The sequence below is a fragment of the Paraburkholderia caribensis genome, from assembly GCF_002902945.1.
In the GTDB taxonomy this organism is placed as follows: Bacteria; Pseudomonadota; Gammaproteobacteria; order Burkholderiales; family Burkholderiaceae; genus Paraburkholderia; species Paraburkholderia caribensis.
On the sequence record NZ_CP026103.1, the window covers coordinates 653,026 to 676,321 of the forward strand.

23 protein-coding genes and 1 pseudogene are annotated in these 23,296 nt (G+C 63.3%); 2 read left to right on the forward strand and 22 right to left on the reverse strand.

The annotated features are described in order from the left end of the window. Positions 1–26 precede the first annotated feature (26 nt). Together C2L66_RS32410 and C2L66_RS32415 are read right to left on the reverse strand one after the other, a co-directional pair. Entirely contained in the window at positions 27–1,232 is a 1,206-nt protein-coding gene (locus tag C2L66_RS32410) for an acyl-CoA dehydrogenase family protein (RefSeq protein WP_060610357.1), read from the reverse strand. A gap of 46 nt (positions 1,233–1,278) precedes the next feature. Next, complete coding sequence (locus C2L66_RS32415) at positions 1,279–2,211, reverse strand: ABC transporter substrate-binding protein (RefSeq protein ID WP_054931904.1); 933 nt, start codon at positions 2,209–2,211, stop codon at positions 1,279–1,281. Between the two features lie 190 nt (positions 2,212–2,401). Between C2L66_RS32415 and C2L66_RS32420 the strand changes: the two genes are divergently transcribed. After that, positions 2,402–3,313, forward strand: coding sequence for a LysR family transcriptional regulator (locus tag C2L66_RS32420; protein WP_060607540.1), 912 nt, complete (start codon positions 2,402–2,404; stop codon positions 3,311–3,313). A 29-nt stretch (positions 3,314–3,342) separates the two neighbouring features. On the opposite strand, the gene C2L66_RS32425 is transcribed toward C2L66_RS32420, so the two are convergent. The 19 genes from C2L66_RS32425 to garL form a co-directional block, all read right to left on the reverse strand. Beyond that, the gene (locus tag C2L66_RS32425; RefSeq protein WP_060607543.1) at positions 3,343–4,950 is read right to left on the reverse strand and encodes a rhodanese-related sulfurtransferase; all 1,608 of its coding nucleotides are present in this window, start codon (positions 4,948–4,950) and stop codon (positions 3,343–3,345) included. Beyond that, on the reverse strand, positions 4,947–5,543 hold the full coding sequence (locus C2L66_RS32430) for a cysteine dioxygenase family protein (RefSeq protein ID WP_060607545.1): 597 nt from the start codon (positions 5,541–5,543) through the stop codon (positions 4,947–4,949). Before C2L66_RS32430 ends, C2L66_RS32425 begins: the two co-directional genes overlap by 4 nt. After that, positions 5,543–6,358, reverse strand: coding sequence for a class II aldolase/adducin family protein (locus C2L66_RS32435; RefSeq protein WP_060607548.1), 816 nt, complete (start codon positions 6,356–6,358; stop codon positions 5,543–5,545). Before C2L66_RS32435 ends, C2L66_RS32430 begins: the two co-directional genes overlap by 1 nt. A 20-nt stretch (positions 6,359–6,378) precedes the next feature. After that, positions 6,379–7,455 (reverse strand): LLM class flavin-dependent oxidoreductase, encoded by a 1,077-nt coding sequence (locus tag C2L66_RS32440; RefSeq protein WP_060607551.1) that lies wholly within the window; start codon positions 7,453–7,455, stop codon positions 6,379–6,381. Positions 7,456–7,625: 170 nt separating this feature from the next. Then, positions 7,626–7,913 (reverse strand): gamma-butyrobetaine hydroxylase-like domain-containing protein, encoded by a 288-nt coding sequence (locus C2L66_RS32445; protein WP_060607554.1) that lies wholly within the window; start codon positions 7,911–7,913, stop codon positions 7,626–7,628. Further along, complete coding sequence (locus C2L66_RS32450; protein ID WP_060607558.1) at positions 7,910–8,905, reverse strand: HEAT repeat domain-containing protein; 996 nt, start codon at positions 8,903–8,905, stop codon at positions 7,910–7,912. Before C2L66_RS32450 ends, C2L66_RS32445 begins: the two co-directional genes overlap by 4 nt. Before the next feature lie 29 nt (positions 8,906–8,934). Next, entirely contained in the window at positions 8,935–9,726 is a 792-nt protein-coding gene (locus C2L66_RS32455; protein ID WP_054931912.1) for an ABC transporter ATP-binding protein, read from the reverse strand. Then, positions 9,723–10,568: an ABC transporter permease gene (locus C2L66_RS32460; RefSeq protein WP_054931913.1), complete on the reverse strand. Its 846-nt coding sequence runs from the start codon at positions 10,566–10,568 to the stop codon at positions 9,723–9,725. Before C2L66_RS32460 ends, C2L66_RS32455 begins: the two co-directional genes overlap by 4 nt. A 37-nt stretch (positions 10,569–10,605) precedes the next feature. Beyond that, positions 10,606–12,039 (reverse strand): ABC transporter substrate-binding protein, encoded by a 1,434-nt coding sequence (locus C2L66_RS32465; protein ID WP_060610360.1) that lies wholly within the window; start codon positions 12,037–12,039, stop codon positions 10,606–10,608. A gap of 64 nt (positions 12,040–12,103) precedes the next feature. Further along, positions 12,104–12,349, reverse strand: a complete 246-nt coding sequence (locus C2L66_RS32470) for a 4Fe-4S dicluster domain-containing protein (RefSeq protein ID WP_060607562.1) — start codon at positions 12,347–12,349, stop codon at positions 12,104–12,106. 14 nt (positions 12,350–12,363) lie between these two features. Continuing rightward, the gene (locus tag C2L66_RS32475; RefSeq protein WP_060607563.1) at positions 12,364–14,130 is read right to left on the reverse strand and encodes a fumarate reductase/succinate dehydrogenase flavoprotein subunit; all 1,767 of its coding nucleotides are present in this window, start codon (positions 14,128–14,130) and stop codon (positions 12,364–12,366) included. After that, entirely contained in the window at positions 14,127–14,918 is a 792-nt protein-coding gene (locus C2L66_RS32480; RefSeq protein ID WP_060607566.1) for a GntR family transcriptional regulator, read from the reverse strand. The genes C2L66_RS32475 and C2L66_RS32480 overlap by 4 nt, the downstream gene beginning before the upstream one ends. Before the next feature lie 76 nt (positions 14,919–14,994). Beyond that, positions 14,995–15,207, reverse strand: a complete 213-nt coding sequence (locus C2L66_RS40955; RefSeq protein ID WP_148654635.1) for a hypothetical protein — start codon at positions 15,205–15,207, stop codon at positions 14,995–14,997. A 423-nt stretch (positions 15,208–15,630) separates the two neighbouring features. Then, the gene (locus C2L66_RS40960) at positions 15,631–16,071 is read right to left on the reverse strand and encodes a hypothetical protein (protein ID WP_158512185.1); all 441 of its coding nucleotides are present in this window, start codon (positions 16,069–16,071) and stop codon (positions 15,631–15,633) included. Next, positions 16,028–16,945 (reverse strand): 5-dehydro-4-deoxyglucarate dehydratase, encoded by a 918-nt coding sequence (gene kdgD / locus C2L66_RS32485; RefSeq protein WP_060607568.1) that lies wholly within the window; start codon positions 16,943–16,945, stop codon positions 16,028–16,030. The genes C2L66_RS40960 and kdgD overlap by 44 nt, the downstream gene beginning before the upstream one ends. Positions 16,946–17,037: 92 nt before the next feature. Further along, complete coding sequence (gene gudD / locus C2L66_RS32490; protein WP_060607572.1) at positions 17,038–18,378, reverse strand: glucarate dehydratase; 1,341 nt, start codon at positions 18,376–18,378, stop codon at positions 17,038–17,040. A gap of 96 nt (positions 18,379–18,474) precedes the next feature. Continuing rightward, positions 18,475–19,536, reverse strand: a complete 1,062-nt coding sequence (locus C2L66_RS32495) for a lactonase family protein (protein WP_060607575.1) — start codon at positions 19,534–19,536, stop codon at positions 18,475–18,477. Further along, positions 19,533–20,426 (reverse strand): 2-hydroxy-3-oxopropionate reductase, encoded by an 894-nt coding sequence (locus C2L66_RS32500; RefSeq protein ID WP_054931924.1) that lies wholly within the window; start codon positions 20,424–20,426, stop codon positions 19,533–19,535. Before C2L66_RS32500 ends, C2L66_RS32495 begins: the two co-directional genes overlap by 4 nt. Positions 20,427–20,481: 55 nt before the next feature. Then, positions 20,482–21,276 carry a 2-dehydro-3-deoxyglucarate aldolase gene (garL, locus tag C2L66_RS32505; RefSeq protein ID WP_060607577.1) on the reverse strand — a complete coding sequence of 265 codons (795 nt, stop codon included), beginning with the start codon at positions 21,274–21,276 and terminating at the stop codon, positions 20,482–20,484. A gap of 287 nt (positions 21,277–21,563) precedes the next feature. On the opposite strand from garL, the pseudogene C2L66_RS32510 reads away from it, so the two are divergent. Continuing rightward, positions 21,564–22,003 (forward strand): annotated as a pseudogene (locus tag C2L66_RS32510) (aldehyde dehydrogenase (NADP(+))); the annotation flags it as partial. Between the two features lie 78 nt (positions 22,004–22,081). Here the strand turns inward: C2L66_RS32510 and C2L66_RS32515 are convergent. After that, positions 22,082–22,843: a FadR/GntR family transcriptional regulator gene (locus tag C2L66_RS32515; RefSeq protein ID WP_060610363.1), complete on the reverse strand. Its 762-nt coding sequence runs from the start codon at positions 22,841–22,843 to the stop codon at positions 22,082–22,084. Positions 22,844–23,296: the final 453 nt, after the last annotated feature.

The window sequence follows — 23,296 nt, forward strand, 5'->3', positions numbered from 1 at the left end:
CCCTTCGAGCGGTTTGCACGGTCGCGCTATGAGAGCGACGCGAACGCCGCGCGCCCGAGATTGCCGAGCACCGTATCGTTCTGTGGCATGTGAATGCGCGCGCACAGTACATCGCGGTAATGGCGTTCGAGCGCATTGTTGCGGCTCAGGCCCGGATTGCTGCTTGCTTCGAGCGCGAATTCGACGGCTTCGATTGCATGCTGGCTCACGAGATATTTGATCGTCGGTGCTTCCGTTGCGCTCACATGCCCGGCCGCGCCCGCGTCGAGCAACACGCGGTTATTGAAGAGCAATGCGTCGATACGTCCTACCGTCTGCTGGAAACTGTCGAGGCTCGATAGCGGCGCGTTCAGGCTCGATGGCACGCGTTGGGCTGCCCAATGGACAAACCAGTCGCGGGCCGCGCGCGCGACGCCGTCGTAGATCGAAGGCAGCAGCACATTCATCCAGAGGCTGGTGACAGGGTCCATGCCGTTTGACGGACCCGGGAATTGCAGATCGACAGCGTGATCGAGCGGCACGCGCACGTTGTCGAAAATGACTTCGTGACTGCCCGTCGCGCGCATGCCGAGATGATTCCACGGTTCGCCGAAGCGGATGCCGGGCGTGTCGCGATGCACGAGCCATGTGCCGACGCGCGGCGATGCTTCATCCGTGCGGGCCCATACGGCGAACCACGTCAGCCCCGGGCTGCCTGTCGAGTAGAGCTTGCGGCCGTTCAGTATCCAGTAATCGCTTTCCTGTTTGCCGACGGTGCCCGGCAGTCCGCCGCGCGACGGCGAACCGAGTTCCGGCTCGACGCGCAGCGAATTGATGAGCGCGCCGCGCTCGACGGCGTCGCGCGCAATGCGTTCCTTGAGTGCGACCGGCCAGTTGGGATTCGCCTGCAAACGCAGATGGTAGAGGCATTGCATCACGACGATCAGCGCTGTCGAAGGCTCGCCGCGCGCAATGGCACGTATCACCTTCAACGTCTGCGCAAGGGTCGCTTCGCGGCCACCGAGCGCGCGCGGCACCGTCAACGCGAGCAGCCCGGCGCGGCGCAGCTTCGCGAGGTTGTCGTGTGGAAAATGCGGCCCCGCGTCGAGCGCGGCGGCGCTGGCGGCGAAATCATCGGTCAACGCGGCGAGCCACGTATCGGCACGCGGACTGTCGAGGTCCGCGAGCGCGTCGAGGGCATCGGCGTCGCGCTCGTTATCGACGAATGCAGTGTCGGGATGGCGGCGTGTCATATCGGACCCGGTGTGTCGATGGAACTGAACAATGCGCGGCGCGAGATCACTGCGCATCCAGCGGAAACTGACGGTCGAAACTCGGCGCGACATCCAGCCGCGTTTTGATGACGTCGGCGCGGTGATAGAGATCGGCGGTCTTTTGCTGCTCGGCGATCACATGGTCGTCGATCGCGATAGGGTGCAGTTGCGCGCGCTGATAGACGGTCTTCAACACTTCGGGCGGCAAGCCTGTCACGCGCGATTGCATCGCGGCAACTTCATCGGGATGCGACAGCGCCCAGCGCTGCCCGGCCGCGACGCGCTTCAGAAAGTCGGCGATCTCCGTGCGCTTGGCCTTGATCGAGTCTTCCGTTGCCGCCTGGAAGCTCAGTCCCGACGAGAGATTCACACCATTCGCGATGCTGCGGTCGTGATCGCGCTGTTCGGCGAGCGCCACGTACGGGTCCCATGTGGACCACGCATCGACGTTGCCCGACGCGAGCGCCGCCTTTGCATCGGCGGGCTGCATGAAGCGTAGCGACACGTCGGAGAGCTTGATGCCCGCGCGTTCCAGCGTTGCGATAGCGAGGTAATGGCCTATCGAGCCACGCGTCGTCGCGATGCGCTTCCCCTTCAGATCGGCGGCGCTTTTGATGGGCGACTGATCGGGGACGATGATCGCAAGGTCGATGGGCTGCGAGCGCGTTACCGCGACGGCGCGCACCTTCGCGCCGGCTGCGTAGGCGAAGATCAACGGCGCGTCGCCGAGTCCGCCGACATCGATTGCACCCGCATTCAGCGCTTCGCCAAGCGGCTGCGCAGCGGGGAAGTTGAACCATTCGATCTTGTACGGCACGTCCTTCAACTGCCCGGATGCTTCGAGAATGCCGCGCGTCTGCAACTGCTGATCGCCAACCTTGAGGGTGGTGTCGGCGTGAGCGGCGAACGGGGCGGCGGATAACGCCACGAGGAGAACACGGGCAATCAGACGGTGCATGATGGATCGTGACCAATGCGAGAGAGGATGAAAAGCCTACGATACGCAGGCGCTTTTTATAAGGCAAACGCATTGTTCTGCTTTGCTAATATGCGAGATCGAAATACGTGTGCGGCCTTGAATGCGATACGTCAATCACGTTAAGCTCGACACATCGTTGATCCAACCTTCATCAAGCGGAAAGCACTCAATGAAACTCGATGAGATCGAGGCCTTTGTCGCTGTCGTGCGCAGCCAGTCGCTGAATCAGGCAGCCAATGCGCTGGCGCTTACGCAGCCCGCCGTAACGCGCCGCATCCAGAACTTCGAAGAAGCGCTCGGCGTGGCCTTGCTCGACCGCAACACAAAGCCTTTAAAGACGACGCCGATGGGGCGCGCCGTCTACGAGCAATGCCGCGCGATCGTGCGTGAAGTCGAAGCGCTCAGACATCTCGTCACCGACGATGCGCCGCTTGCGGGCGTGCTGCGTCTCGGCGTCGCGCAGACGGTCGCCGACGTTGCGATGCTGAAGGCCTTGCATGCGTTGCGTGAAGCACACCCGGAATTGCAGGCCCGTGTATCGACGGGTTGGGGCAATCCGCTGCTGCAAAAGGTCGAAGACGGTGAACTCGACGCGGCCGTCGTGCTGCTGCCTGCTAACCGTGCACTGCCCGAAGCACTGGTGGGCGAGGTGCTCGGTCCATTGAAGCTGGCCGTCGTCGCGCGCAAGGGCAGCATGAAAAAGCGCGCGCATACGCTGGCCGAATGCCAGGCGTATGGCTGGGTGCTGAATCCCGATGGTTGCGGCTTTCGCGCGGGACTGCAACACGCGCTGGCCGCGCAGGGTTACGCGTTGAAGCTGAATCTGGAAACGCTCGGCACCGAGCTTCAACTCGGCCTCGTCGCCGACGGCGTCGGGTTGGGTCTCGTGCCGTTGCCGCTGCTGGATGCAAGCGCGTACGCGGCGCAACTCGACGTGATCCAGCTCAGTGACTTCAAGCCTGAAATCGCGGTGTGGATGGTGCGCTCGCGGGCGCTCGGCAAGATGCAGTCGGCGTTGACGGTGCTGTCGGAAAGCATCGAAAAGAGCTTCAAGGCCGCACGTTTGTCGCGCGCGGCTTGAGATTTCGGACGACTCCCGACAAGTCCCGATCAGATCACGAAGAACCCGTGCGTGCCGTCGCGGTCCAGTTGCGCGACCAAACCGTATTCCCATTCCAGATAGGCGTTCATGGCTTCGCGCGCATTGTCGGTGCCTTCATAGGGGCGCCGGTAACGGTCGATGCGCGGTGAAGCGAGACGGGCATCGCCATGCTCGACAGGGAGGCCCGCGCTGATCCACGCCGACGTGCCGCCATCGAGCACCTGCACCGGCTTGCCCGTCAACGCCGCGACTTCCGGTGCGATATACGGCGCGAGCGCGTTCGTTCCGCAGGTGATCACATAGCGCTTCGCATCGGGCAAGGCGCGCAGATCGTCGAAGGCATTCGACAGGCGCGAGCGCACGATCCAGTTCGCGCCCGGAATATGCGCCTTCACATGATTGGCGCTCGACGTCACATCGAGCACGACCGTACCGCTCGCCGTGTCGGCGAGCAGCGCCGCGAGTTCTTGTGGCGCGAGCGCCGGCGTCGCAGCAGGCTGCGGCTTCGCAGCTTGCCACGGGCCGCTTGCCGTCAGGTCGTCCGGCGATGCGGCGTCTACCACGTACGTGTCGATGTTCATCTGCGCGAGCCACGAAGCCGTCATGTTCGCGCGCACGCCGTCGTCGTCGAACAGCACGACACGTGCGCCGCGCACAGGCGCGAACATGTCCGTCTCCTGCACGAGCTGTCCACCCGGCGCGCCCTGGAAGCCGGGCGCGTGCGCGCGTTCGTATTCGACGGGCGTGCGCACGTCGAAGCGATAGGTGGTGCGCGACGAGTCGGCGGCCCAGCGCGCGGCTTCGTCGAGCGTCGTGCGGCTCACGCCCGCGCGTTGCGCGAGCGCGAGCGCGGCACGCCGCGATGCGTCGATGTCCGCGGCGTCGAGCCCGGTTTGCAGATCGAAACGACGGTCGCTGCCATGTTCGAGTTGCTGGCCCGCGAGCGTCCAGCCGATCGTGCCGTTACGCAGTGCGGCAACGGGATTCGGCAGCCCTGCGTTGACCAGCGATTGCGTGCCGATGATGCTGCGCGTACGCCCCGCGCAATTGACGATCACACGCGTGGTGGGCTTCGGCGCCAGCGCACGTGCGCGCAACACCAGTTCCGCGCCGGGCACGCTGATGCTGCCGGGAATGTTCATCGTCTGATATTCGTCGAAGCGGCGCGCGTCGAGCACGACGACGTCGTCGCCGTTCTTCAGCAGCGCATCGACGGCTTCAGCCGAAAGCGACGGCGTGTGCCGCTGCGCTTCGACGAATTCGCCGAACGCCTTGCTCGGCACGTTGACGTCGCGAAACACTTCGCCGCCTGCGCGTATCCATCCGTCCAATCCGCCCGCGAGCAACGCGACGTTCGTGTAGCCCAGCGCCGTCAAGGTGTCGGCGGCGCGCTCCGCGAAGCCTTCGCCCGCATCGAACAGGACGACAGGCACATCGCGGCGCGGCAGGCGCGTCCACGCGTCGAGTTCGATGCGCGACAACGAGAGATTCGCCGCAAAAAGCGGATGACATTGCGCATGCGGGTCTTCTTCGCGCACATCGAGCAGGGCGATTTCACGCCTGGCGAGCAGCGCTTCGCGCACGTCTTCATAAGTGCGCAGCGGATATGACTTCATGAATGACGACGTTCCTTGCTGAGATCCCACAGGTTCGGGATGGTTTCGTTCGAGTAGCCGGAGATGAAAGGCTTGTTCAGGCCGTCGGGCGCGTAGGTCGAGCGCAGCACTGCGCCGATGTTCGCACCATAGACGTGAATGCTGACGGACACGCGGTCATCATACGCATTGCGCACCCGGTGAATATCGCCGATGCGCGGCGAGACCGCTTCGACAGCGCCTTTTTCAAGGCGAATTTCGTCGCCTGCCTGGCGCAGTGTGCCGTCGCTGTCGCGCGTAAAGGGCGCGGCGAGTTCCGCGCCGCGCAGCACGCCGATCAAGCCCCACACCGTGTGGTCGTGGATCGGCGTCTGCTGTCCGGGACCCCAGACAAAACTGACGACGCTGAAGCGCTGTTGCACGTCGGCATACAGCAGGTATTGCTGATAACGCTCGGGGGAAGGTTGCGCAAAAGCCTCTGGCAGCCAGTCGTCGGCGTCGATCAGCTCGCGCAAGGCATCCCCGCCACGTTCGAGCAATTCGGGTTCAGCGGTATTGGCATCGCCGAGCGCCGCGATCGCGCCGACGAAATGACGCAGTTTGTGAATCGCCATCAGTCGAGCAGCTCCCGTTCTTCTTCGACGAGCCCTTCGTACAAGCTCTCGAACGAGTGCAGCGCGCCGCCGGGACGGCCGACCTGCTGATGCGTCAACGCGGCCATGTCGTGCGGGATGGGCTGCGGCGTGCCGGCCGCTTCGGCGAGCAGTTGCGCGTGGCATGCGTTGTCGAGCGCGATGTACCACCATGCCGCCGCCTCCACACTCGGTCCGACCGTCAGTATGCCGTGGTTCTTCAGGATCACCGCCTTGTGCTGGCCAAGCGCGTCGGCGATGCGCGCGCCTTCGCCGGTATCGAGCACGACGCCTTTGAAGTCGTCGAACAGCGCGTGATCCTCGTAGAACGAGCACGAGTCCTGCGTCAACGGATCGAGCTTGCGTCCCAGCGTGGACCATGCTTTGCCATACAGCGAATGCGTGTGCGCAGCGGCGACGACGTCGGGCCGCGCTTCATGGATCGCGGCGTGAATCGCGAATGCCGCCTGATTCACGGGACCGTCGCCGACGACGATCTCGCCATGACGGTTGACGAGCAACAGGTCCGACACGCGGATGCGGCCGAAATGCTTGCCGAGCGGGTTGACCCAGAAGTGGTCGGTCCATTCGGGATCGCGCGCGGTGATATGACCCGCGAGACCTTGTGCGAAGCCATACCGCGCGAACAGGCGGAATGCGCCTGCAAGACGCTCCTGCCGGTGGCGGCGTTCTTGCGCGAGCGTGCGCTGCGGCGCGGCGTCGTCGTCGAACCAGAACTTGCGCACGGGTGTCTGGCGAAGCGCGAGCGAGGGCGTATCGTGAAGTAGGGTACTCATGTTCCGATGGGCTCCCGTCGTCACGCGGCGCGGCGGATGCGCGCGGTCAACTCGCGCGTCGCCGGAATCAGCTCGCGCCCGTAGTCGATGGCATCTTCGAGCGGATCGAATCCGCGAACCAGGAAGGTCGTCACGCCCAACTCGTAATACTCGGAGAGCGTTTGCGCGACCTGTGCCGGCGTGCCGACCAACGCCGTGGAATTCGAGCGTCCGCCGATTTCCTTGGCGACGGCCGTCCACAGCCGGTCGTCGGCGCGCACGCCGTCTCCCGACGCGGCCAGCAGGCGCTTGGCGCCTTCGCTCTGCTGCGGGCCGCCGCGCGAAAAGCCCTGTTCGACGCGCAAACGCCGTGTTTCTTCGAGAATGTGCTCGGCGCGTTCCCACGCGGCCTGTTCCGTCGACGCGAGAATCGGGCGGAACGACACCGAGAAGCGCACGTTGCGGCCATGCCTGCCGGCTTCGGCACGCACGCGCGCGATCAGTTCGGCGACCTGCTGTTTCGATTCGCCCCACAAGGCGTAGACGTCGGCGTGCTTGCCCGCAACGGCGAGCGCAGCCTCCGAAGCACCGCCGAAATAGATCGGCACATGCGGCGTCTGCTTCGGCTTCACATCCGAGAAAGCCTTTTCAAAGCGATAAAAGCGGCCTTCATGATCGAACGGCTGGTTTTCAGTCCAGACGCGCCGCAGGATCTGCAGATATTCGTCGGTGCGCGCATAGCGTTCGTCATGCGTGAGGTAGTCGCCGTCGCGGCGTTGGTCCTCGTCGCTGCCGCCGGAGATGAAGTGCACGGCGAGACGTCCGCCGGAGAAATGATCGAGCGTGGCCAGTTGACGCGCGGCCAGCGTCGGCGCGACGAAGCCCGGGCGGTGCGCGAGCATGAAGTGCACGCGTGAGGTGACGCTCGCAGCATACGCAATCGTGATGGTCGCGTCGGGGCTCGTCGAACTGTGCGGCACGAGTATGCGATCGAAGCCCGCGTTCTCGTGGGCCTGCGCAAAGGCGCGCACGTAGTCGGTATCGATTGCGGGGCCTTGCGGCAGATGCGTTTCCGATACCTTGCGCTGTTGGATCATGCCGATGAATTCGACGCTCACGTTGGCTCCTTGCCGGATGTTCCGCTTCGACGGACGATTAGATGTGAAAGCAGACGCGCTCAGCGTCTGCAGGTCGAAATCAGGCTATCACTGCGTTATGCAGAATTTAAATAGTAAATTCAGATAAAGATATCGAGTGCGCATGTTAGATATGGACCGGCCTGCTTGGATCAGCGTGTGGACGGCAGGCGTTCCAGAAACGCCCACGGGAAAATGCCGCGTTCGTGGCGGTCGCTGAACAGCAGTTGGACGCCGTATCCGGCGGGGCGAACGTCCAGCAGTGCGATGTCGTCCGGCACGACGGGTGCGCCGCCGTGCAGGCGCAGGCGCTTGCATTCGGCGCAAGGGCAAAGCTGCCGCAACACGCGATGCGCGACGCACTGCGTCGCGCCGTCGGGCCAATGCAGCGTCAACGTGTGCGCTGCGTGGTCGATCTCGATGTGGCGAGGCGTTTTCATCGCGTGGTCTGCGCGATCTGTTGCAAGGCGATCCGCACGGCCTTGCGGACTTCGGGATCGGCGTCGTCGTGTGCGTGTTCCAGCGCGGCGAGTGTCGATGGATCGCGCAGTTCGCCGAGCGCGAGCGCCGCTTCCTTGCGCAAGTTGCTGATGGCGTGCGACAGCAGCGCGACGAGCGGTTGTGCGGCGGCGCGGTCGCCCAGTTGACCCAGGGCCCGCGCCGCGCGCAGACGCACTTGCCAGTAGGCGTCGTCCAGCGCGGCGATCAGCGCGTCGCGAGCGGCTTGCGCACGCAGCTTGCCTAGCGTCGTGGCGGCTTCTTCGCGCACTTGCCACGCCGGATCGGCGAGCGTGTGCAGCAGCGCGTCGGCTGTCGCGGCATCGTCCGCTGGCGCAAAGCCCAATGCGCCGACGGCCGTGCGGCGGATCTCCGCGCTGGCGTCACGCGTCGCGGCCCGCGCGAGCGGCGCGAGTGCGCGCGTATCCTTGAGCCAGCCGAGCACACCGACGGCTTCGATGCGTACGCTCGAGTCGTCGTGATCGAGCGCGCGCACTGCGGCTGAGAACGCGTCGGCATAACGCAGTTCGCGCAAGGCGCGCAACACGGCCGCCTTCACGAACGGCTCGGGATGCTCGACCCACGCGCACAGCACTTCGCCGGAAGCCGCGTCCTTCAACGCCGACAGACTCGACGCAGCCGCTGCGCGCACATCGTGCTGCGCGTCGGTCAGCGCCTCGCACAACGCCGCGACGATCTCCCGTTGCTCCCACGCGCCGAGCACGCGTGCGGCTTCGCTGCGCACGTCGGCGGATTCGTCGTGCTTCAGCGCGGCAACGATGGGTTGCAGCGCGTCGGGGTCTTCGAGGTCGGCGAGTTCGAGCAGCGCGATGCGCCGCACGACGGCATCGGCATCCGCGAGACGCGGCAGCAATGCTGCCGCTTCCGGCGCGAGTGTTTGGGGATCGTAGGTCAGAATGGTCGGGTCGGTCATGGACGATCAAAGTGTGAGGTTGCGCGGCGTCATGCCGTCTCGCGCAGCAGTGCAAGGCATTGGCGCTTGATATCGATGAAGGCGGGGTCGAGCGTCGTGTCGTCGCGGCGCGGGCGCGGCAAGGGCACGGGGATGTCCGCCACCACGCGAGCCGGGCGCTGCGACAGCATCAGGATGCGGTCGGCGAGAAACAGCGCTTCTTCGATGTCGTGCGTGACGAACACGACAGTGGTGCGCACCTTCGCCCAGATATCGAGCAGCAGTGTCTGCATCATGCGGCGAGTTTGCGCGTCGAGCGCGCCGAATGGCTCGTCCATCAGCAGCACGCGCGGCCGGTTGATCAGCACGCGTGCGATCTCGACGCGCTGCTGCATGCCGCCCGACAGCTGCGCCGGATAGTGCGCGTCGAATCCGCCCAGTCCGACGAGTTCGAGCAGTTCGGTTGCCTGCCTGCGCCGCTCGCTCGCGCCGAGTCCCTTCATCTTGAGACCGAAAGCGACGTTGTCGATCACGCGCTTCCACGGAAACAGCGTGTGCTGCTGAAACACCAGGCCGCGCTCGGGATGCGGACGGTCGACCGCTTCATCGTCGACGGCAATCGTGCCGTGCGTCGCGGCGATATGGCCCGCTATCGCGCCGAGCAAGGTCGACTTGCCGCAACCCGAAGGGCCGAGCACGCAGACGAACTGACCGGGCGCGATATCGACGTCGAGGCCGTCGAGCGTGGCGATGCGCGCGTGCGGCGGACCGACTTCGACGGCAAGCTGGCGCACGCTGATGCTGGCCGCCGTGGTGGCGGCTTCAAGGCCGGCGCTGCTCATCGGCGGTTCTCCTGCAATCGGTACCACGGCGTGAGCGCGATGCCCAGCCGTTTGACGAGCACGCTGCTGCCCATGCCGAGTGCGCCGATGAGCGCCATGCCGACGACGATATCCGGGTAGTTCTGCAAGGTGTACGACTCCCACGTGAAGTATCCGATGCCATACTGGCCCGCGATCATCTCTGCGGTGACGAGACAGAACCACGCGGTTCCCATGCCGATCGCGAGGCCCGTAAAAATCGCGGGCGCGGCGCCGGGCAGGATGACTTCCGTGTACAGCGCGAGCGGCTTTGTGCCGAGGCTGCGCGCCGTCGCAACGAGGCGTGGATCGACGCCTTCCACGCCATGCACGGTATTGAGCAGGATCGGAAACAGCGCGCCGATGAAGGTGATGAACATCATGCTGAGTTCCGACGAGGGAAACATCAGGATCGCGAGCGGTATCCACGCGACGGCGGGAATGGGCCGCAGCACTTCGAGCGCGGGCAGCGCCGTATCTTCGACGGCACGGTAGCGTCCGATCGCGAGGCCCAGGCCGACGCCGACCACCGTTGCTGCACAGAAGCCCGCCAGCACGCGCCAGATGCTTGCGGCCAGATGCATCGGCAGCTTGGGCGAATGCAGCAGCGACCATAGCGCGGGCAGCGCATCGGAAGGGGCGGGTACGTTGGCGAACGTGATGAAGCCCGCCGACAGCCTGAAGTGCACGGCCAGTTGCCAGAGCGCGACGCACACCGCGAGCGATGTGGCGCGCCACGCGCGACGCCTGGTCGCTGGTGTGAAGAGAGGCGCGCGTCGGCGTGTCTGTTCGCGTCTGTCGCGGAGTTCAAAAGTGGCGGCCATGGACGGGTTCCCGATGTGACGTGACGATCCAACGCGCTCAGCGCGACGCGACGGCTTGCGCCGCGCCCGTTTTCGCGGCGGCAAAATCGACGACGGCGCCCGACACCTGTTGCGCGTACTGGTCGGCGCCGGCTTTCAGCAGGAACGCGGTGATCGCGCCATGCGCGTCCTTCACGTACCACGCCTGGTTTGCGAACAGCTTGAGGCCGCTGGCGTGATCGTGAACGAACACGGCACGCGCCTTGCCGCCCGACTGCTCGATCTTGCCGAGTGCCGCGAACGCTTCATCCGCCGTTGCGTAATTGCGGACCTTCGCTTCGCTGTCGAGCCACACCTGGGCGACGTCGTTGAAGTTGCGAATCGGCTTGCCGGTGACGGCGTCGTTGGCGACGAGGGGTTGCTTCGCGTAGTTCTTCAACGCGGCATCGTAGTCCAGTCCGGATTCCTTGAACGCCTGACGGATATAGCGATCGTCGATGAACGTGTTCACGTCCAGATCGACGTCCGTCTTCTTCAGCAGCTTGAGCGTTTCGATTGCGGTCGCAGTGGCCTGGCGATACTCCGGCTTCCAGGTGAGGTCGCGGGTCTGGAGGCCGAGCGGACCGTGATACAGATAATCGACGGGGGCTTCGATGCCCGTCGTTTTCTGGATCAGCAGGCTGTATTTCTCGGGGTCTTGCGCAATCAGACGGTTCGCCTCGATGGCGGCGCGCAGGTACGCGACGACCACTTCGGGGTACTTCTGCGCGTAGGCTGCATCGACGAGCGCGCCGTGGTACGTGGGCACATGGCTTTGCGCGCCGTCGTAAATCTTGCGCGCGATGCCGCGATAGGGAAACAGATCCGCGAACGGCACGAAGTCGGCATGCGCGTCGATCTTGTTTGCCTTCAATGCGCTGCCTGCTACCTCCGGCGCCTGCGTGATGATGTTCACGTCGGTGTCGGGATTCCAGCCTTGTGCCTTGATCGCGCGCAGCAGCATGCCGTGGGACGTCGATGCGAACGGCACGGAAATCGTTTTGCCCTTGAGATCGGCGATCGAACGGATCGTCGAATTCTCGGGCACGACGATGCCGTTGCCGCTGCCGTCCACGCTGCCCGACAACACGGTAATGAACACGCTCTTGCGGCCCGCCTTCTGGAACGCCGCGCCGTTCAGCGAGCCCGGAAAATCCGCCATCACGCCGAAGTCGAGCTTGCCTGCGACCATCTCGTTGGTGATCGGCGCGCCGGACGTGAAGTCCTTCCATTGCACGTCGTAGGTCACGTCCTTGTATTTGCCCGTATGCGGCAGATATTTGTCGAGCAGATTGAGTTCGCGGATCAGCAGGCCGCCTGTCGCGCAGTTGATCGTCGTGTCCTGCGTGCCGATGGCGACGCGGATCGTTTCGGCATGCGCCGAACCCGCCGTGAAGGCGAAGACGAGGGAAGCAACGGAAAGGAAGTGAGGTAGCGCGTAGCGGATGGTCATGATGTCGGCTCTTTCGTTGGTATCCATGCAAAGACAGTGAGTGCTGCGGGCTCGCGTCGTCTCGCTAGCGCAGCAGATAGGGAATATCGACTTTCACGGCGCCTGTCGGGCAATCCTGTTCGCACGGCATGCAGTACCAGCATTCGTCGAACTGCATATAGGCCTTGCCCTTGCTGAGGTCGATGGCGAGCAGATCGAGCGGGCAGACATCGACGCATACCGTGCAGCCTTTGTCGGCGATGCATTTGCTTTCGTCGATCGTGACGGGTGCCGCGCTTCGATGAAGAATGTCGTGTGGAATGAAGGACATCGCGGGTGCTCCCGTCAGGCGGTCACATCGGCGAGCGCCTGGGCGTTCGCGCGCGGATCGGGTTTGTCGTCGTGAATGCGCAGGTTGCTGTACGAGCCGCGTTCGCGTTCGTCGAGCGGCACGATGTACGGTTCGACAGCGCGCTTCTCGCTGGTCATGCGGCCAGAGGCATCCTTGCGCAAATGGGTGTGGCAGAACCATTCGGCGTCGTTGCGCTGCGGATAGTCGACGCGATGGTGATACAGACCCCAGCGGCTTTCGGTCCGGTACAGCGACGCGCGCGCGGCCATCTCGGCGCAATCGCGGATCGCGCGCACTTCGGCCGCGCGCATCAGTTCATGTGGATGCGTGGCTTTGATCGACGCGATGTCGTCAGCGATTTCCTCGAAGCGCTGCAGGCCGATTTCCATCTTGCGCGTCACCTTGGGCGGCTGAAGATAGTCGTTGACCATGCGGCGCAGCTTGTATTCGACCTGCGAAGGCGCAAGCCCATGTTCGCGTTCGAGCGGTGCATAGACGCGCGCGCGTTCGGCATCGATCTGTTGCTGATCGAGCGGCGCATGTTCGCGGCCCGCAACGAACGCGGCTGCGCTCTGACCTGCAAACCAGCCATACGTGAACGCGCCGAGCATATAGTTGTGCGGCACGGCGGCCATGTCACCGGCAGCGTAAAGACCGCCTACCGTGGTCTCCGCGCGCTCGTTGACGTACACGCCCGACGCGCTGTGTCCGCTGCACAAGCCGATCTCGGAGATATGCATCTCCACCATCTGCTGGCGGTAATCGGTGCCGCGTCCGGCGTGAAAGCGCCCGCGGCTCGGACGTTCGTTCGTATGCAGAATCTGTTCGATGGTCTGGATGGTTTCTTCGGCGAGGTGATCGAGCTTGAGAAACACCGGGCCGTTGCCGCTCTGGAGTTCCTGATAGAACTCCCACATCATCTGTCCGCTCCAGTAATCGCATTCGATAAAGCGTTCGCCTTTGCCGTTGGCCGTGAAGCCGCCCAGCGGCCCCGTTACGTAGGCACAGGCAGGACCGTTATAGTCCTTGATCAGCGGGTTGATCTGGAAGCATTCGAGATTCGCGAGCGCCGCGCCCGCGTGATAGGCCATGGCGTAGCCGTCGCCCGCGTTGGTCGGATTCTCGTACGTGCCCATCAGGTAGCCGGAGGCGGGCAAGCCGAGGCGGCCCGCCGCGCCGCACGACAGAATCACCGCTTTCGCGCGAACCACGTAGAACGCCGCCGTGCGGCAATCGAAGCCCATGACGCCGTTCACATTGCCGTGCGCATCGGTCAGCAGACGCGTTGCAACGATGCGATTCGTGATCGCGATGCGCGCGCGTTTCAGTTGCCGGTACAGCACTTTCTTGATGTCGTGTCCTTCGGGCATGGGCAGAACATACGAGCCCATGTGGTGCACTTTCTTGACGGCATAATCGCCCGTGCCGTCTTTTTCGAACTTCACGCCCCAACGGTCGAGTTCTTCGATCGTTTTGAAACTGTGCCTGGCGTATGCGTAGACGGCGGCCTGATCGACGATGCCGTCGTTGGCGATGGTGATTTCGCGCGTGTATTGCTCGGGCGTCGCGTGGCCGGGAATGACGGCATTGTTCAGCCCGTCCATCCCCATCGAGATCGCGCCGCTGCGTTTGACGTTGGCTTTCTCGAGCAGCAGGACCTTCAGGTCGGGATTGGCTTCCTTCGCCTTGACAGCGGCCATCGGTCCCGCCGTTCCGCCGCCGACTACGACGATGTCGTATTCGAGTACATGGGTGTTCATCGTGCTTTCCTCGTTGCTTTGTGCTTCGCGCTTTTGCCCGCTTTTTCCCGGTCGATGCGCAAGCGGTACTGAAACGCATCGCCGCGAAAGTACAGATGTTCGTAGTCGATCGGCGTGCCTGCCGCGTCGTGCGTGAGACGGTCGATGCGCAGCACCGGGCTGCCTTCCTCGACACGCAGCGCGTCGACGATTTCGTCGTCGGCGAGGATCGCGTCGATGGCGACATCCGCGTGGCCTAGCGGCACGCCGCAGTCGTTTTCGAGGATCAGGAAGATATCGCGCGTAACGAGGTCGGCATTCGCCAGACGCGTGCCGAGCGCTTCGGGAAGCCACGTCAGTTCGAGCGACACGGGCTCGCGGTTGAGCAGCCGCACGCGATGAATTTCCGTGACGGGCGCGCCTTCTTCGAGTCCGAGGCGCGCGGCCACGTTGCGATTGGCCTCGACGACGCGAAAGCTGCGCAACTGGTTGACGATTTCGTAGCCCATCGATGACATCGCTTCTGCAAAGCCCTGCAGGGAACTCACGTTCTGAAACGCCTTTGGTTTCGATACGAACGTGCCTTTGCCGTGCAGCTTGAACAACAGGCCTTCTTTTTGCAGGTCGCCGAGTGCCTGGCGTACGGTGATGCGGCTGACGCCGTACATTGCGCAGAGTTCATGCTCGGACGGCATCTGCGAATGCGGCGCGTAGGTGCCGTCGAGAATCTGCACGCGCAGCGCATCTTTGATCTGCGCGTAGAGCGGCACGGAGGTGACAGGGGCGAGGGGGCTTGCCGGTTTCGACATGGCTCAACTTGTTATGACAAGATGAGTGGGAGTCTAGTGAACGTAAACTGGCGGCCAAACCAACTATTTCTGCTATCTATTCGAGCAAATGGCGGGAATGGATCGAGGAGCGGTGGTGTGGTTGTTCTGGGCTTTGCGGTGGCGTCTGGGATTTGGTTCTTGCTTTGCGCTGGCATTCGCGGTTTGCTTTTGCTTTTGCTTTTGCTTTTGCTTTTGCTTTTGCTTTTGCTTTTGCTTTCGCTTTCGCTTTCGCTTTCGCTGGCATCCGCGAATTGTTAGCGTGTTTCAAGCGTCGCCCCTGTGCGGGGCGGCACCTACTTTTCTTTGCCGCCGCAAAGAAAAGTAGGCAAAAGAAAGCGGCTCACACCGCCAGTGCTTGACGTTTACCCACGGGCCCCCAACGTCCCCACACTTCACACACCAGTGGCCCTGGTTGGTGCCCGTTGCCAACGCTTCGAACAGGTGCCTCACCCGCTTCAATTACCCGCACTCGTGCAAGCGCCAGCGAATGGTATGGGCCGCCCAGGTGGCAAACTGTGTGTAGGTTGTCGCGTCGTATGGCTTGGCGCTCTTACAGGGTGGGAGGCGTGCGCTATCGGTCCGGAGTGGTGCGCGTATGGCGCGAAAGCCGACACACAGTTTGCCACCTGGGCGGCGGTGGACTGTCCGGCTCGGCGTGCTGAAACGCAGGTGTGTGAAGCGGGTGAGGCGCTCATTCAGAGCGTTGGCAACGAACGTGGGTCATGTGGTTGCCGTGTGAAGCGTAAGAACCTTTGGGGGCCCTCAGGCAGAAAAAAGAGCTGGCGGTGTGAGCCGCTTTCTTTTGCCTACTTTTCTTTGCGGCGGCAAAGAAAAGTAGGTGCCGCCCCGCACAGGGGCGACGCCTGAAGCGCGCTAACAATTCGCGGATGCCAGCAAAAGCAAAAGCAAAAGCAAAAGCAAAAGCAAAAGCAAAAGCAAAAGCAAAAGCAAAAGCAAAAGCAAAAGCAAAACAAATCGCGGATGCCCGCGCAAAGACCGGAACAACCAAACCGCTACGCGCCGCGAACGCAAAATCCCAGCTGCCAACGAAAAGGCCAAAACCCCAACAGCGTCGCAGACAAAAAACGTTACTGCGCTCCAAGCTTCTTGATAAGCCCATCGAGCTGCTCAAGCTCGTCTTCATTCAGATCGGTGAGGGGCGCCCGCACAGGCCCGGCATCATGTCCAACAAGCTTGGCCCCAGCCTTAACGATACTCACCGCATACCCTTGCCGACGGTTCCGAATCGCCAGATAAGGCAAAAAGAACTCATCAAGCAGCTTGCCAGTAGTGACATGATCATCCGCAGCAATCGCGCGATAAAACTCCATCGCCGTCTTAGGAATGAAATTGAACACCGCCGAAGAATAAACAGGCACCCCAAGCGCCTTATACGCCGCCGCGTAGACTTCAGCCGTCGGCAGACCGCCAAGATAAGAGAACCGGTCGCCCATGCGCCGGCGAATGGTCACCATGCTTTCGATATCGCCCACGCCATCCTTGAACCCGATCAGGTTCGGGCACTTGTCGGCAAGACGCTCCAACGAATCCGCCCCGAGCTTCGAATTCGCGCGGTTATAAACGATCACGCCCATGTTCTTCACCGCCTTGCACACCTGCTCGACGTGCGCCGCAATGCCTTCCTGCGACGCTTCCGTCAGATAGTGCGGCATCAGCAGCACGCCCTGCGCACCATTGCGCTCGGCTTCCTGCGCATATTCGATCGCGACACGCGTCGGGCCGCCCGCGCCCGCCAGAATCGGCACCTTGCCCTTGCAGGTCTCCGTCGCAGTACGAATCACATTCGAATACTCCGACTTCGTCAGCGAGAAGAACTCCCCCGTGCCGCCCGCAGCGAAGAGCGCAGTCGCGCCATACGGCGCAAGCCATTCCAGGCGCGCGGCATACGTGTCGGGGCGGAAGTCGCCGTTGCTGTCGAAGTCGGTGACGGGGAACGACAGAAGGCCTTCGGATACGATCGCTTTGAGTTCTTGTGGCGTGGTCATGTTTGAGTTCGCTTGGGTGTGTCAGTCAGTGTTGAAGTATCGGCGGCTACGCAGGCCGCGTCGTTCTGGAATGGTTTCAGGCCGTGAAAAAATCAACGCACGAGGCAAGGCCGCTTGTTGTCGAACTTCCAGTTCGGAATCAGGTACTGCATTGCGACACCATCGTCGCGTGCGCCGAGTCCATGCTGCTGATACAGCGCATGTGCCTTCTCGAGCGCGTCCATGTCGAGTTCGACGCCAAGGCCCGGCTTCGCCGGCACCTTCACCTTGCCGCCGGCGATCTGCAATGGATCGCGTGTCAGATACTGGCCGTCCTGCCAGATCCAGTGCGTGTCGATCGCAGTGATCTTGCCCGGCGCAGCCGCCGCGACATGCGTGAACATCGCGAGCGAAATGTCGAAGTGATTGTTCGAATGCGAGCCCCACGTGAGGCCCCAGTCGTTGCACATCTGCGCAACGCGCACCGAGCCCTGCATCGTCCAGAAGTGCGGGTCGGCGAGCGGAATGTCGACCGATTGCAACTGGATGGCATGGCCCATCTGACGCCAGTCGGTGGCGATCATGTTGGTCGCCGTCGGCAGGCCCGTCACACGGCGGAATTCCGCCATCACCTCGCGGCCCGAGTAGCCGTTCTCCGCGCCGCACGGATCTTCCGCGTATGCGAGTACGTCGTGCTGGTCGCGGCATAGGCGGATCGCTTCCGCCAGCGACCACGCGCCGTTCGGATCGAGCGTCACGCGCGCTTCAGGGAAGCGTTCGGCCAGCGCCGTCACCGCTTCGATCTCGGCGTCGCCCGCGAGCACGCCGCCCTTGAGCTTGAAGTCGTTGAAGCCGTAACGCGCCTGCGCGGCTTCGGCAAGTCGCACGACGGATTCCGGCGTCAGCGCTTCTTCCGTGCGCAGGCGTTCCCAATCGTCGCGTCCTTCGACGCCGCTCACGTACGGCAGGTCCGTCTTCTTCCGATCCCCGATGTAGAAGAGATAGCCGAGCATTTCGACTTCGTCGCGTTGCTGGCCTTCGCCGAGCAGCGCCGCGACAGGCACGCCCAGGTGCTGGCCGAGCAGATCGAGGAGGGCGGCTTCGAGCGCCGTCACGGCGTGAATCGTCGTGCGCAGATCGAAGGTCTGCAGGCCGCGGCCGCCCGCGTCGCGATCCGCGAACTGCTTGCGCACCTTGTTGAGCACAGCCTGCAAGTTACCGATGGATTGACCGACGACGAACGGACGCGCGTCGTCGATCGTCTTGCGGATGTTCTCGCCGCCCGGCACTTCGCCGACGCCGGTGTTGCCCGCACTGTCGCGCAGAATCACGATGTTGCGCGTGAAGAACGGGCCGTGAGCGCCGCTCAGGTTCATCAGCATGCTGTCGCGGCCGGCCACGGGGACGACGCGCAATTCGGTGACGGTTGGGGCGCCTTGGGTAATCGTAGACATGAGAGTCGGTCCTGGGGTTGGGTCCCAAAAGTGGCCTGTTATGGGCCTGTGAATTCGATGAAAAAGCTTCGCGCTGCCGCGTCCGCCGTGGAAACGCTACGTCTGGGCGACAATCTCGACCCAGTTCGCGCCGCGTCCGCCTTCGCAGCGCGAAACGGCAGAGAGGGCGCCCGAGTCGGCGTCGATCGCATACACGACGACCTGCGTGGACTTCTCGCCGCAAGCGACGAGAAAGCGGCCCGACGGGTCGATCCTGAAGCCGCGCGGTTGCGCTTCCGTGTCGGTGAAGCCCGCGTATTCGAGCGAGCCCTCGCGGGCCACGCGGTACGCGATCAGACGGCTCGACGTGCGCTCGGCGACGTAGACGTAGCGGCCATCGGGCGTCACCTGCAAATCGGCGCCCCAGACGAGTGTCGCGGCTGTTGCGGGATCGGTTTGCGCAGTGCGCAGGCAGCCATCGTTCAGGTACGCGAGCGACCTGGCGCGCGGCGATACGCTGCGCGCCGACAGCTCGCCTGTTTCGCCGCTGCGTGAAAACACGGCGACCGTCGCGCGAAATTCGCTCGACACGTACAGCGTTTTTTCATCCGGCGACAAGCGCAGATGACGCGGGCCGAAGCCCGCTTCCACGGTCACCTTCTGCACGAGTTCGAGCATCGCGTCGTGCGTGTCGCCGACGATCGAAAAACAGAACACCGTGTCGGAGCCGAGCGAGGTTGCGTAGGCGAAGCGGCCATCCGCCGACGCGATCACCGCGTGCGCATGGACGAAGCCCTCGACCACCTGACGCGGCCTGATGTCAGCGCTGTCCAATGGCCCCGCGCGATACAGGCTCACGGAAGACTCGCCATACGATGCGCCGAGCAGCCAGTCGCCTGACGGCGTCAGCGACAGGTATGCGAGATTCGATTCGATCGACGCGGTTCGCACATGCGTGAGAGCGCCCGTGGAGGTGTCGACCGAATACGTGACGATGTGCCGGTGCGCGCCGCGCGTGGCGGCGTGCAGCACGCGGCCGTCGGCGGAGAGGGCGAGTGGCATCACGGTGTCGCCGGCCGGATGGCGTGCGATACGTTCGATGCCGCCCGCCGAACCATCGACGCGGAATACGGCGAGATCGCCATCCACCGCGTTTGAGACGATTGCGTAAAACGTCATTTCGGCTGCTGCCCGATTTCGTGGTCGGCGAGATATTCGAGCGCGCGAACCATCCCCGAGTGGTCCCATGCCTTGCCACCGTGCGCCGCGCAGGCGTTGAACAGGGCCTGGCAGGTCGACGTGTTCGGCAGCGAGACGCCGAGCGCTTGCGCTGTGGAGAGCGCGAGGTTCAAGTCTTTCTGATGCAGTTCGATCCGGAAGCCCGGGTCGAACGTGCGCTTCGTCATGCGCTCGCCGTGCACTTCGAGAATGCGCGACGAAGCGAAGCCGCCCATCAATGCCTTGCGCACTTTCTCGGCATCGACGCCGGCCTTCGATGCGAGCAGCAGCGCTTCGCCCACGGCTTCGATCGTCGCGGCGACGATCACCTGGTTGGCGACCTTGCAGATCTGTCCCGCGCCGACTTCGCCGATCAGCGAGACGTTCTTGCCGAGCATGTCGAACAGCGGCTTGACCTTGTCGAAGGTGGCTTGTGCGCCGCCCACCATGATGGTCAGCGACGCGGCTTTCGCACCGACTTCGCCGCCCGACACGGGTGCATCGAGATAGTCCGCGCCCTTCTCGCGCACGCGGGCCGCGAAGTCGCGCGTGGCGATGGGCGAGATCGAGCTCATGTCGACCACGATCTGCCCCTGGCGCAGCTTGCTTGCCACGCCGTTCTCGCCGAACAGCACGCGCTCGACGTCCGGCGTGTCCGGCACCATGATGAAGATCACGTCCGCTTTCGCGGCGACATCCGCAGGGCTCGCCGATGCCGTCACGCCCGCCTGCGTCAGCTCGTCGGGCACGCCGCTGCGCGTGAATGCGGTGAGCTCGACGCCGTTCTTGCGAAGATTGGCTGCCATGGGCTTGCCCATGATGCCGAGTCCGATGAAGCCTGCTGTTTGCATTCGCTACTCCCGATAATGTGATGTGAGGTGACGTCCGTGCGTGCAGTCGGGCCGATCAGGCCGGCATGAAGTGCTGGCGGACATTGAGCGCGCCGCTGCGCAACAGGCCCATGTCGGCGCAGACGGAGACCAGTGTGGCGCCCATGCCGAGATAGCGCTCGGCGTCCTGCTGCACGTGCGCGAGGATGCCCGATGGTTTGCCCGCTGCCTTCGCGCGTTCGAAGACATGCGCGATAGCCTGCTGAACGTCCGCGTGACCGGCATTGCCCAGATGACCATACGCGGCGGCGAGGTCCGAAGGGCCGATGAAGACGCCGTCGACGCCTTCCACCGCGAGAATCTCGTCGATTGCGGCGACGGCCGCGCGGCTCTCGATCTGCACGATGACGCAGATGTTGTCGTTGACCACCTGCAGGTAGTCCGTCACCGATCCGTATCGATTACCGCGCTGACCGACCGACACGCCGCGAATGCCGTGCGGCGGGTAGCGGGTCGCGGCGACGGCGCGGCGCGCGTCGTCGGCGCTGTCGACGAACGGGATCAGGAAGTTGAAGAAGCCCGCGTCGAGCATGCGCTTGATGATGACGTTGTCGTTGGACGGCGGACGCACGATGGGCGCGGAGCGGCTGTCTTTCAGCGCCATCAGCTGCGGTATCAGCGTGAGTTCGTCGTTGGGCGCGTGCTCGGCGTCGAGCAGGATCCAGTCGAACCCCACGGTGCCGAGCAGTTCCGTCGTGATCGGGCTGGCCAATGATGCCCAGCAGCCGATCAGGCGCTCGCCGTTCTTGACGGCGGCGCGAAAGCTGTTCGGTAACGGTTGATACGGTTGATGCGGTGACGACAAAGCCATCTCTATCTCCTGGGTCGGGCGCTGCTCGTCCGGCAAGGTGCGTCTTGCAAAATATGGTATGTCATAGGACGTCTGAACACAAGATACGTTGTCAGTTGACCGCGAGAAAGGATGGTAAACCCTGAAAGCGTGCGGCAAGCGCCGCGCTGGAAGAGGGGTGCGTTGTGTTATCGTGAAGATATGTTGTACGATGACAGATGTTGAAATCAGCCGGATGGAGAAGAGAGGTCGTGCGATTGACGGGTGACATGCTGATCGGGCGGCGGGCGGCTCATGGCGCGGACAGGGCAGCCGTCTTTCTAAAGAAGCCCGAACTGGAAGACGAGGTGTTCGGTCACGCATCGACCATCGTGCGATGTAAGGACGACCGGGGTTGCTGGCAGTCGCGGAGCACTTCGCGGGACAACTGACGGCAACGATTGCGATGGATCGCGACGACGCGCAACTCGCGCGGAAGCTGGTGCCGATTCTGGAACGCAAGGCGGGGCGTCTGCTCGTCAACGGGTTCCCGACGGGTGTCGAAGTGTGTCACGCGATGGTGCACGGCGTCCCTTTCCCGGCAACGGCGGATAGCCGCGTGACGTCGGTCGGCTCGACGTCGATCGAGCGCTTTCTGCGCCCTGTGTGCTATCAGGATTTTCCGCTTGAACTGCTGCCGCAGGCGCTGGCCGACGACAACCCACCCGGACTCTGGCGGCGTCGCGACGGGCAGATCGTCAACGCATGATCGTCTGATGCGATTGGCCTTGTAATGAAAAAGCGGCCCCGGATTCAGGCCGCTCTTTCGTTTGCTCGACGTCGTGTTTTAAAACGTGCGTGTCGCCGCCGCTTCTTCCGCCTGGGCACTTGCGCGGCGCAGGCGTTCGCGGCTGCTGGACAGGTGCATGCGCATCGCCGCGCGCGCACCGTCAGGATCTTTGCGCGCGATCGCATCGAGTATGTTTTCGTGTTCGAGATTCACTCGCGCCATATAGGCATTCGGATCGCTTTGTGCGAGCCCCGCCGAATCCACGCGATGCCGCGGAATCAGCGCCGTGCCCAGTTGCGTGAGAATGTCGACGAAATAGCGGTTGCCCGTCGCGTTCGCAATCGAAATATGGAAGCGCAAATCGGCGGCCGTGCTGTCGCCGCCTGCGCGGCTCGTTTCTTCGATGGCATCGAGCGCCGCGCGAATCTTCGCGATATCGCGTTCGCTTGCGCGCTGCGCGGCGAGCCCCGCGCATTCCGTCTCGAGGCTGATGCGCAATTCCAGCACTGACAGCACATCGTTCAACGTGGTGGCGGGCACCATGTCCAGGCCGAGCGGCTCGCGGCGCGGCTCCAGTACGAAGCTGCCGATCCCGTGACGTGTTTCGATCACGCGATTGGCCTGCAGACGCGAAATGGCCTCGCGCACGACGGTGCGGCTGACGCCGAGCAAGGACATCAGCGTCGTTTCGGTCGGCAGTTGATCGCCCGGCTTGAGCGCGTGCGAAGCAACCTGCTCGTTGACATAGGCGACGACCTGATCAGCAAGGCTCCCGCGTGCCCGCCGTGGGGTCGAACCTGGTGCTGCAGACGCGGCCATGTAGCGCTCCTGGGGATTTTCGAGATTTATCTGCATTATACGTTGTCCTACAACGAAAGGCCGAGTTTGGCTTGGGAGTTGTGGTGGCTGTGAAGCGCGTGTGTGCTCGCGCCAAGCGAATCATCCAGATCGGTCCGATTGGCTTGTCTGACATCGCAACGCGTGGAAGTTGTTCCGGCAACGGCGCGTGGACGCTATTTGGCGTGCGGTCGTTCCGCTTATTCGCTGCAAGAAAGAAAGATTCGGAAACGCGTCATGCGGCCTCACGCGTTGACTTCAAAAATTGCGTCACCTAGATTGGCGCCTGTCTGGAATTCGCTTCATATTCTCTTTTCCACGCAGATGAATAATGGTTCCGGACTTCGGCTATGTGAGTTCACATGGCCTTTTTTTGCTTTATAAAAGACAGGAAAACTAATGAGTTGCATATAACCAACAAGTAATTTATCTATT

Coding starts and splice junctions, on each gene's coding strand:
- C2L66_RS32410 (WP_060610357.1), bottom strand. CDS start 1,232: ATGACACGCCGCCATCCCGACACTGCATTCGTCGATAACGAGCGCGAC.
- C2L66_RS32415 (WP_054931904.1), bottom strand. CDS start 2,211: ATGCACCGTCTGATTGCCCGTGTTCTCCTCGTGGCGTTATCCGCCGCC.
- C2L66_RS32420 (WP_060607540.1), top strand. CDS start 2,402: ATGAAACTCGATGAGATCGAGGCCTTTGTCGCTGTCGTGCGCAGCCAG.
- C2L66_RS32425 (WP_060607543.1), bottom strand. CDS start 4,950: ATGAAGTCATATCCGCTGCGCACTTATGAAGACGTGCGCGAAGCGCTG.
- C2L66_RS32430 (WP_060607545.1), bottom strand. CDS start 5,543: ATGGCGATTCACAAACTGCGTCATTTCGTCGGCGCGATCGCGGCGCTC.
- C2L66_RS32435 (WP_060607548.1), bottom strand. CDS start 6,358: ATGAGTACCCTACTTCACGATACGCCCTCGCTCGCGCTTCGCCAGACA.
- C2L66_RS32445 (WP_060607554.1), bottom strand. CDS start 7,913: ATGAAAACGCCTCGCCACATCGAGATCGACCACGCAGCGCACACGTTG.
- C2L66_RS32450 (WP_060607558.1), bottom strand. CDS start 8,905: ATGACCGACCCGACCATTCTGACCTACGATCCCCAAACACTCGCGCCG.
- C2L66_RS32455 (WP_054931912.1), bottom strand. CDS start 9,726: ATGAGCAGCGCCGGCCTTGAAGCCGCCACCACGGCGGCCAGCATCAGC.
- C2L66_RS32460 (WP_054931913.1), bottom strand. CDS start 10,568: ATGGCCGCCACTTTTGAACTCCGCGACAGACGCGAACAGACACGCCGA.
- C2L66_RS32465 (WP_060610360.1), bottom strand. CDS start 12,039: ATGACCATCCGCTACGCGCTACCTCACTTCCTTTCCGTTGCTTCCCTC.
- C2L66_RS32470 (WP_060607562.1), bottom strand. CDS start 12,349: ATGTCCTTCATTCCACACGACATTCTTCATCGAAGCGCGGCACCCGTC.
- C2L66_RS32475 (WP_060607563.1), bottom strand. CDS start 14,130: ATGAACACCCATGTACTCGAATACGACATCGTCGTAGTCGGCGGCGGA.
- C2L66_RS32480 (WP_060607566.1), bottom strand. CDS start 14,918: ATGTCGAAACCGGCAAGCCCCCTCGCCCCTGTCACCTCCGTGCCGCTC.
- kdgD (WP_060607568.1), bottom strand. CDS start 16,945: ATGACCACGCCACAAGAACTCAAAGCGATCGTATCCGAAGGCCTTCTG.
- gudD (WP_060607572.1), bottom strand. CDS start 18,378: ATGTCTACGATTACCCAAGGCGCCCCAACCGTCACCGAATTGCGCGTC.
- C2L66_RS32495 (WP_060607575.1), bottom strand. CDS start 19,536: ATGACGTTTTACGCAATCGTCTCAAACGCGGTGGATGGCGATCTCGCC.
- C2L66_RS32500 (WP_054931924.1), bottom strand. CDS start 20,426: ATGCAAACAGCAGGCTTCATCGGACTCGGCATCATGGGCAAGCCCATG.
- garL (WP_060607577.1), bottom strand. CDS start 21,276: ATGGCTTTGTCGTCACCGCATCAACCGTATCAACCGTTACCGAACAGC.
- C2L66_RS32515 (WP_060610363.1), bottom strand. CDS start 22,843: ATGGCCGCGTCTGCAGCACCAGGTTCGACCCCACGGCGGGCACGCGGG.